General features: G+C 56.3%; 8 protein-coding genes. All 8 read left to right on the top strand.

Annotated features, from left to right (window positions below; all coding sequences use genetic code 11):
• The first annotated feature begins 282 nt into the window (after positions 1-282).
• Positions 283-912 (top strand): riboflavin synthase, encoded by a 630-nt coding sequence (locus tag Q0Z93_RS08345; protein ID WP_298064489.1) that lies wholly within the window; start codon positions 283-285, stop codon positions 910-912.
• A 56-nt stretch (positions 913-968) separates the two neighbouring features.
• Positions 969-1979 carry an ATP-binding protein gene (locus Q0Z93_RS08350; RefSeq protein WP_298064490.1) on the top strand — a complete coding sequence of 337 codons (1011 nt, stop codon included), beginning with the start codon at positions 969-971 and terminating at the stop codon, positions 1977-1979.
• Between the two features lie 511 nt (positions 1980-2490).
• Positions 2491-3774, top strand: a complete 1284-nt coding sequence (gene tyrS, locus Q0Z93_RS08355; RefSeq protein WP_298064491.1) for a tyrosine--tRNA ligase — start codon at positions 2491-2493, stop codon at positions 3772-3774.
• Positions 3775-4768: 994 nt separating this feature from the next.
• Complete coding sequence (locus Q0Z93_RS08360; RefSeq protein WP_298064492.1) at positions 4769-5851, top strand: TlpA disulfide reductase family protein; 1083 nt, start codon at positions 4769-4771, stop codon at positions 5849-5851.
• 27 nt (positions 5852-5878) lie between these two features.
• Entirely contained in the window at positions 5879-6403 is a 525-nt protein-coding gene (locus Q0Z93_RS08365; RefSeq protein WP_298064493.1) for a TlpA disulfide reductase family protein, read from the top strand.
• A gap of 55 nt (positions 6404-6458) precedes the next feature.
• Positions 6459-6965 (top strand): dihydrofolate reductase, encoded by a 507-nt coding sequence (locus Q0Z93_RS08370; protein WP_363291683.1) that lies wholly within the window; start codon positions 6459-6461, stop codon positions 6963-6965.
• A complete protein-coding gene (locus Q0Z93_RS08375) occupies positions 6965-7921 on the top strand; it encodes a nucleoside recognition protein (protein WP_298064494.1) in 957 nt (318 codons plus the stop codon). The genes Q0Z93_RS08370 and Q0Z93_RS08375 overlap by 1 nt, the downstream gene beginning before the upstream one ends.
• Before the next feature lie 138 nt (positions 7922-8059).
• A protein-coding gene (gene prfB, locus Q0Z93_RS08380) for a peptide chain release factor 2 (protein ID WP_298064495.1) occupies positions 8060-9149 on the top strand; the annotation gives its coding sequence in 2 pieces (ribosomal slippage) (positions 8060-8122 and positions 8124-9149; 1089 coding nt in all).
• Positions 9150-9322 lie beyond the last annotated feature (173 nt).

The following is a 9322-nucleotide window of genomic DNA, read 5'->3' on the forward strand; positions in this document are numbered from 1 at the left end:
GAGTAGCGCAGCTATCTGAAAGTTTCTTTGGTTCTTTCTTTTCAAAGAAAGAACAGTCACTCACAGCACAGTGCAAATAAACCTACATTTGTGAACGCGCCGCTATGCCAGGGCCAGACTGCGCGCTGCGCCTGTTTTCCCGCCGACAAGAGCGGAGATGCAGCTTTTTTCCGGCGGCATCGATAGCGGGATTCCGCGTTGCAGAAGTTGCGGGCATTGGCTAAAGAACGGGGCTTTTGCGTGTTTGCGAAAAAATGAACGAATTGAAACTTAGATAAATTTATGTTCTCAGGGATTATACAGACGACAGGAACGGTAGTGAGGTTGCAACGGGAGGGGGACAATCTCCATTTGACCTTAAAAACGGATATAACGCCGGAATTGCATATCGACCAGAGTGTGGCGCATAACGGCGTATGTCTGACCGTCGTGGCTCTCGATCCGGCGCAGCAGACCTATACCGTCACCGCCATCCGGGAGACGCTCGAAAAAAGCAACCTGGGCCAGCTCAAAGAAGGCGATCTCGTGAATCTGGAGCGGAGCATGCGAATGGACGCTCTGCTGGACGGACATATCGTGCAAGGGCATGTGGATACCACGGGAATTTGCAAAAGCGTCGAATTCGCCCAGGGGAGCTGGTACTATACCTTTGAGTACGATGCGCCCGAGCGGCTCCGGAAAGCCGGATACGTGACCGTCGAAAAAGGCTCCGTGGCGGTCAACGGCGTGAGTCTTACCGTGGTCAATTCCAGACCGGACGGTTTTCAAGTGGCGATCATTCCGTACACCTACGAGCATACCAACTTCCATCGGATCGAGCCGGGGACGAGGGTCAACATAGAGTTCGACATTATCGGCAAATACGTGGCGCGGCTGTCGGGAACAGGCAAGGCGGAAACGGAAAGCGAGTAACCGGTTTTTTTCTTTGCCGGTGGCGTCACAATGTACCCTGAATCCCCAACGAATCGATGAAAATAAGGACTATACGGACCGCTTCCATAGCTTCGGCGGCAGCCGGTGCGGGAGCGGTTTTTTTCGTGCTTTTAGGGGGCTGGAGATGGGCGGCTGTGCCGCTGGCCGGGCTTGCGGTCTATCTGACGGCCTCGTATGTGATCCGGCGGTACGTGATTTTCCGGATTAAACCCATGTACCAGATTCTCCGCTCGCGCGACAGCAAATCCGGAGAGATCGCCCGTGAATACAAGGGCCGGGATGTCGTGACCGAGGTCGAAGGGGAATTGCAGGCGTGGGCCGAGCGGAATACGATGGAAATCGCCCGCCTGCGCGAAAACGAGCAGTACCGCAAGGAGTTTGTGGGGAATGTATCTCATGAACTGAAAACGCCGCTTTGCAGTATCCAGGGCTATATCCTCACCCTGCTGGACGGAGGTTTGGAGGATCCGGAGATCAACCGGAGGTATTTGGAGCAGAGCCAGAAGAATATCGACCGGCTGATTTGCATTGTGCGGGATCTGGAGGATATTTCGCGGCTGGAGGCGGGGTCGCTCGTCTTGCAGCGCGAGCGTTTCGATTTGCTCTCCCTGGTGGACGAGATCATGCAGTCGCTGGAAATACAGGCCTCGGAACGTGGCATCACGCTGGTTTCCGATCGGGGAGCGCTGCCGCAGCTGATGGTGGAGGCCGACCGGGCGAGGATAGGGCAGGTGCTGATCAATTTGCTGAGCAATTCTGTCAAATATGGCAGGGAGGGGGGGCGTACAAGGGTGCGCTATGTGGATATGTTCGAGAAAGTGATGGTTGAGGTGCAGGATAATGGGATCGGGTTGACGGCTGAGCAGCTGCCTCGCATTTTCGAGCGGTTCTACCGGGTGGACAAGAGCCGCTCGCGGGCGGCGGGGGGGACGGGTCTCGGGCTGGCTATCGTCAAGCATATTCTCGAAGCGCATCGGGAAACTATTACCGTGCGCAGTACGCCGGAGGTGGGAACGACGTTTTCTTTTACTCTGTCGAAGGCTTGATTCCGGCGTTTTTTATTTCGGTGTGGCGGTTAATGGTAGGTCTTGATATTGCACTGTGCCGGATGGAACCGTTCTTTCTTTGAAAAGAAAGAACCAAAGAAACTTTCAGATAGCTGCGCTACTCCTTACGCTCCGCAGTCCTCTTTCTTTGCATTGGTTCGGGGTGCGGGAATCGGGCCGATAAGGGCTAAACCTCATGATGTCGGCCCGATTCCCCGCACCCCGACAAATCGAAGATAAGGGTATCCGGCAGGCTCAAGAGATGCGTAAGCATCTCAAAAAGTTTTTCTGGTTCTCTTTGTGAACAAAGAGAACAGTTCCCTCCCGAACATGTACAATAAAACCTACTGTTAATCGCCCCGATCCCCCTCTGTCAGGCCGGAAGTAGCTGAGCAGCACCTCGGCTCTTCACAAAAAGCACGACACCTCCCCAACAAGATTGTGAATCAGCCGAACAGATATCAATGAAGAAATAAAGGGTTATCTTTGCAAGAAAAAAAGATCTTATCGGATGGACTTTATCGAAGAACTCACCTGGCGGGGCATGATACACGACATGATGCCCGGCACCGCCGAACAACTGAAAAAAGAGATGACCACAGCCTATCTGGGGATCGATCCGACAGCCGATTCGCTGCATATCGGCCATTTGGTGGGGGTGATGATGCTCAAGCACTTCCAGCGGTGCGGCCATAAGCCGATCGCCCTGATCGGCGGAGCGACCGGGATGATCGGCGACCCCAGCGGAAAGTCGTTGGAGCGGAACCTGCTCGACGAGCCCACCTTGCGGCATAACCAGGCGGCGATTAAGGCCCAGCTCTCCAAACTCATCGACTTCGACAGCGACGCACCCAATGCCGCTGAGATGGTCAACAACTACGACTGGATGAAAGGGCAGACTTTCCTCGGATTTATCCGCGACATAGGCAAGCTCATCACCGTCAACTACATGATGGCCAAGGACTCCGTGAAGAAACGGTTCAACGGCGAGGGAGACGGCATGTCGTTCACCGAGTTCACTTACCAGTTGGTGCAGGGGTTCGACTTTCTGACTTTGTATGAGACCAAGAATTGCAAATTGCAGCTCGGGGGTTCCGATCAATGGGGAAATATCACGACCGGAACCGAACTGATTCGGCGGAAAGTGAACGGAGAGGCATTCGCGCTGACCTGTCCGCTGATCAAGAAAGCCGACGGAACGAAATTCGGAAAGACCGAAAGCGGGAACGTGTGGCTCGATCCGCGGTACACCTCGCCGTACAAGTTCTACCAGTTTTGGGTCAATGTGAGCGACGAAGATGCGGAACGGTATATCAAGATATTCACCCTGCTCGACAAAGCGACGGTCGAAAGTTTGATCGCCGAGCATCGCGAGGCGCCGCACCTGCGCAAGTTGCAGAAGCGGCTGGCGGAGGAGATCACCGTGATGATCCACTCGCGCGAGGAGTACGAGCGGGCGGTGGCCGCCAGCTCGATCCTGTTCGGCGGCGGGGCCGAGGCGTTGCGGGCGGCGGACGAACGGACGATTCTCGAAGTGTTCGACGGGGTGCCGCAGTTCGAGATCGACCGGGCTGAACTGAACGGGGTGCCGTTCTCCGTGCTGTGTACAGAGAAAGCGGCGATTTTCGCATCGAAAGGGGAATTGCGGCGGTTGGTGCAGGGCGGGGGTATTTCTCTGAATGGAGAGAAAATAGCTGACGCCGATGCGCCCATAACTGCCGCAGGGCTTATTTCCGGAAAATTCCTGCTCGTGCAGAAAGGGAAGAAGAACTATTTTCTTCTGATTGTCAAATAAATCGCCCCGGATTGTTTAACTTTGAGGGATTCTCGTCGGTACATGGTTTGTGTGCCGGGGTGAGTCCCTTTTTCGTTCTTCGAGCCATTGTCTGTTCTGCCGGGTGACACAGCCGTCGGCTGTTTTAGTAGTTTGCTCGGCCTCGTGCGCCGACGCCGAAAAAGGAAAATCGACGGTTTCAACAAGAGTTAAAAATGAATGATTTTCCCGGCGCGCGGGAAAATATAGCAGAGGTAAAGGTGGCCTGGTTCGAGTGCCGAGCGGCACCGGGCCTCCCGAGGGGGAGGCGTCCGGCCCGCGCGACCGTAGGTCGCGGTTTATTGGATCCCGACATCAACGGCCGAAACTAACGAAGGAAACGGCTAATAAAGCAACCAACGGCTGCGGTTCGAGTGCTAAGTAGTATGAACGGAGAAAAATAACAGTTAAAAACAGGATTCCGCGGAGCGGGCAGCCCGAAGCCTCCCCCGGCGCAGGGCTGCAACCTGAAGGTCTTGCCCGCGCAGGCTTCGGGCTGAACTGGCAACATCAGCATGAAAAAAATATTCCCGCAGAGCAGACAGACCGAAACCACCCGGCGCAGGGCTGCAACCTGAAGGTCTTGCCCGCGTAGGCTTCGGGCTGAACCGGCAGCATGAGCATGAAAAAATATTTCCACGGAACAGGCGACCGAAACCACCCAGCGCAGGGCTGAAATTGAACCCTCTTGTTAGTCGTCATTCCGCACAGCAGGCAGCAGCCTCCCGCAGCGGAGGGTACCGCTGGCATGCAAACCGGGCAAGTTCCCGCAGGCTCCGGGCCGAAACGGCAACTTATTTTGGCGCGGGAAAATATTCCCGCAGAGCGGCAGGTCGCCTTCCCCGGTTGCTGAGGCTGCCGCTCGCACGGCACTGACGAACCGCATAGGACAACCTGAATAGACGACAAACCGGGAATAAGCACTTCCCGTTGCAGATTAAACACACAAAATCAATAACTAACACACAGAATCACGATGTACAAGAAATTCATTTCCGCGTCCATCGCTCTGTTGATGGGCGTCTCCGCCTCCGCTTGGAAAATCGAGGGTCATATCAGCGGCGTGGCCGACAGCGACTCCGTGATTGTCCGAATCATCCGCCTCAGGCATAACATCGGCCGCAGTTTCGCCGCCGATACCATCCGAAGCGGCCGGTTCGTTTTCACCGGCACCCTGCCGGCCGGCGAACAGGCCAAGATGATGGTGACCTCCTCGTCCGGGCGGTACACGACCTCGCTCTGGATGACCGACACGACGCAGCTCCGGATCGAAGGGTCGGCCGACGGGGCGTGGAAGGCTGTCAGCAACGAGCCCGAACAGGCGATCGAGGGGAAGATCAGAGCCGTAGACCTCTCCGACCTTGACGCACTGTTGGAGAGCCGTGAGAGTTATTTCAAATACCGGGATTCGGTTTGGCGCGTATCTGTCGATCGGCTTTGGCCGGTATACTCCAAATACCCGACCTCGCGAGCGATGCTCAATTCCCTGCATTTTTACGTCCGGGTGGGAGCAGTGCCGCGCGAGAAAATGCAGTGGATTTATGACCGCCTGACATCCGAGATGCGCAGTACGCTGGAGGGTGAAGCGCTGGCTGTGGCGCTCGACCCGCCGCACGTGCCGCAGGTGGGCGAACCGTTTGCCGATTTCACAGCCGCGGATACCGCCGGAACGGTTCATAAACTCTCCGACTATGCGGGACGGGGCGAAAAATACGTGTTGCTCGACCTGTGGAGTTCCGGTTGCGGCGGCTGTTATGCCGCTTTTCCGGAGATGAAGCGCCTCTATGCCGAGTACGGCGACCGGCTGGAGATCATCGGCATCGGTCTCGATGTAAACCGGAATATATGGAAAGAAACGATTCGGTGGCAGCAGCTCCCGTGGAAACAGCTTTCGGACGGGAAAGGAGATTATGCCGGGGCCGGCGTGCTTTACAACCGCACGGGCGTGATGCCGACCTACGTGTTGATCGACCCGCAGGGTCGGATTGTCGAATGGTGGTATCCCGGAGAGGGCGGTTTCCAGGACAAGCTGGTCGATCCTTATCTCGAAAAACGCTAAGTGACTACTAACCAAAATATCAAAACCATGCTGAAAAAAATGTTATTCGCAGCCTTGGCGCTGGGCTTCTCGCTCGCTGCCGGGGCACAGGAGCCGGCCAATAAAGTCAAGGTGGGCGACAAACTCTATGACGTGGAGCTGCACGACACGGAGGGGAATTATTCCTATCTGGCGGACTATGCCGGGCAGGACGGGAAGTATCTGTTGGTGCTGTTCTGGACATCGAACTGTCCGCGGTGCCATGCCGCGTTCCCCGAGGTGGCGAAATATGTGAAACAGTATGCCGATAAACTTTCGGTCGTCGGGGTGATGCTCAGCGACAACCACGACGGCTGGATGGAGATGTACCGGTACCGCCAGCCGTTCGAGTGGCCGAACCTGTCGGACGGGCAGCTGCTCAAAGACGGGGCTGCCGTGCCGTATGGGATCGGGCTTTATCCCACGTTCGTGCTGGTCGAACCGGAAAATAAAACGATCGTGCGGATGTGGAGCGGCTTCAAATTGGACAAGTTCCAGACCGAAATGCAGCCTTACTTTGAACCGATAAAATAGCCGTGGCATATCATCGCGGGGAATGATTAACTTTGCCCTCTGAAAACCGATCGATATGATCCTTTCTATAATCGTCGCCGTCGCGGAGAACGACATTATCGGCAGTGCCGGACGGATGCCGTGGCACATCAGCGAAGACCTCAGGCGGTTCAGGCGCATCACCACCGGACATCCGGTGGTGATGGGACGCAAAACTTTCGAGTCGCTCGGGGGCAAGCCGCTGCCGGGGCGGACGAACATTGTCGTCAGCCGCAACCCGGACTTCGCTGTGCCGGAGGGGGTGTTTGTTGCCGGATCGCTCGAAGCGGCCGTGGCGAAATATCGGGATACTGCCGAAGAGGTGTTCGTTATCGGCGGCGGCGAGATCTACCGGCAGGCAATGCCGATAGCCGATAAACTCTACCTGACCCGTATCGCCGCATCGCCGGAGGGGGATACCCGTTTCCCGGAAATCGTGTCGGAAGAGTGGCGCATGGCTTGGTGCGAGGCGCACCCGGCTTCGGCGGACGGGAAGGTTCCGGCTTTTGAATTTAAAGACTATATCCGGATCAAACGAAAGTGATGCAGCACGTTCTGGTTTTACGGACACGCTCCTGTGCCGCACGGGGGTTTCATGCGGGAGTGCACACCTGGTGGTGGCTGGTGAAGATGATACTGCCGATCACGTTCGGCGTGGCCGTTTTGCAGTGGGCGGGCGTTATCGCTATCGTGTCGGAATGGCTGACGCCGGCATTTTCGCATATCGGGCTGGACGGCGAAGGGGTGCTGGCTTTCCTGACCGCTGTTTCCTCCACGATTTATGCGGCTATCGGGGTGATGGGGACGCTGAACCTCGATTACCGCAGCGTCACGATTATTGCGATAATGACGCTGATCGCCCATAACCTGATCGTGGAGTCGGTGGTGCAGCGCAAGGCGGGATGCCGCTCGGCTTGGGGCATGGCGGCGCTGCGGCTGGCGATGGCTTTGCTGACGGCATGGATATTGAACCGGATTCTGCCGGAAAACTACAGCGGGACGCTCCTTTTGGCGCACCGGGATACGGCGGGGGACGCTTCGTTCGGGACGGTGATGCAGAGCTGGACACTGGCGCAGGCGAGACTGCTGCCTTTGATGTTCGGGATGATCGTCACGTTGAACGTCCTGCAGCAGCTCCTGCGGGAATTTCGCCTGATCGGTCGGCTGACCGCTCCGCTCGCACCGCTGATGCGGCTCTTCGGGCTTTCACATGACAGCGCATTCCTGTGGATCGTTCTCAACACATTGGGATTGGCTTACGGCAGCTCGGTGATGATCGGCGAGGTCGAAAACGGGGGCATCTCGCGGCGGGATGCGCGGATGCTGAACGCCCATGCGGCGATGAACCATTCGCTGCTGGAGGATACGCTGCTGTACTTGGCATTGGGGATAGGACTTTTCTGGCTGTTGGTACCGCGGTTGGTGATGGCGATGGGCGTGGTGTGGAGCATGCGGCTGGGCGAATTTTTGAAAAACCGGCACCACCGGACAAGCGAATAACGCGACTCGCAAGAAGTCGCCGACCTCGGGGCGAGCGAACGCCAACTAAGGCAGTATGAACCCTAACAAAAGACCCAACGGGTCCGGGCGCCGCGAGGACGAATATTTAAAACTAAACGATCAAAATCAACCGACAATATGATTACGACTGAACAGATTAAAGAGCTTGTAAGGCGCCAGGATGCGCTGAGGAGGCATCTTTGACTTGGACGGGAAACGCCAAGAACTGAAAAACGAGGAAGCCTTGACCCTGGCGCCGGATTTCTGGGACAATGCCGAAAAAGCGCAGGCGCAGCTTAAGAAAGTAGCCGCCGTCAAATCGTGGGTCGCAGACTATGATGCCATTGCGACGGCGATGGACGAGCTGAATCTCGTGCCGGAATTCATCAAGGAGGGGGCTGCTTCCGAGGAGGATCTCGATGCGGCTTACGACAAGGCGCTGAAGCTGATCGAGGCGCTGGAAATGCGCAATATGCTTCGTACCGAGGAAGACAAGATGGGGGCGATCATGGAGATCAACTCCGGGGCGGGGGGTACCGAGGCGCTGGACTGGGCATCGATGCTGTTGCGGATGTACACCCGGTGGGGGGAGCGCAACGGGTATACGGTCAAGGCGCTGGACATTCAGGACGGGGACGAGGTGGGGGTCAAGTCGGCTATGATCGAGTTCGTGGGGGATTATGCCTACGGGTACCTCAAAAGCGAGAATGGGGTGCACCGGATGGTGCGGCTCTCGCCGTTCAATGCCAACAACAAGCGGCAGACGACGTTTGCGAGCGTGTTCGTGTCGCCGGCGGTGGACGATACGATCGAAATTGTCATCAATCCGGGGGATATTAAATGGGACACTTATCGCAGCAGTGGGGCGGGGGGGCAGAATGTCAATAAAGTCGAAACGGGGGTGCGGCTGTACCACATTCCGACGGGGATCGTGATCGAGAACACGGAAACGCGGTCGCAGATCATGAATAAGGAGAATGCTTTGCGGATTCTGCGCTCGAAGCTCTACCAGCTCGAAATGGATAAACGGCTGGCGTTGCAGGCCGAATTAGAGGGGCAGAAAAAGAAGATCGAGTGGGGGTCGCAAATCCGCAGCTATGTGTTCGACGACCGGCGGGTGAAAGATCACCGGACGAATTTGCAAACGTCGGATGTAGAGGGGGTGATGGACGGCGGTATCGATGATTTCATCAAGGCTTATCTGATGGAGTTCGGAGGCGAGGCGTAAATGGTTTTTCCCGGTTGTACGGGCGATTGTTTGGGCCTGCCGGTAACTTCGGCCGAAATCGTCCATTAATCGTAGGTGTTATTGTATATGTGGAGTGAACTGTTCTCTTTGTGAACAAAGAGAACCAGAAAAACTTTTTGAGATGCTTGCGCATCTCTTGAGCCTGCCGGGTA

It is taken from the genome of uncultured Rikenella sp. (genome assembly GCF_947628055.1).
In the GTDB taxonomy this organism is placed as follows: domain Bacteria; phylum Bacteroidota; class Bacteroidia; order Bacteroidales; family Rikenellaceae; genus Rikenella.